The 236-nt window shown below is 69.9% G+C and carries 1 protein-coding gene; it reads right to left on the bottom strand.

The genetic code is table 11. The annotated features are described in order from the left end of the window. The coding region (locus AC0IYH_RS33945; protein ID WP_471838869.1) for a hypothetical protein at positions 1-236 on the bottom strand (236 nt) is incomplete at both ends.

The raw sequence follows: 236 nt of genomic DNA, 5'->3' as shown, positions 1-236 counted from the left end.
GCGATGAAAGGCGCGGCGGTGGCCGGATCGTCGCCGCCGTGAGCGGGATGGATCTCGTTCCAGATGTCCCACGCGAACAGCGCCGGACTGCCGCCCCAGCGATCGCTGGCGAACGCCAGCCGCTGCTTGATCGCGGCGCGCGTGTCGGGACAGGTCAGCCAGGTGCGGCGTGCCGTGCAAGGGCCGCCGTTCGCACGCGCATAGGGGTGGTGCCGCCACCGTATCCACATGAAGAA

Source organism: Pseudomonas sp. AC463, assembly GCF_979253585.1.
The sequence above is the reverse complement of the archived record's forward strand: the minus strand, read 5'-3'. Positions and strand labels throughout refer to the sequence as shown.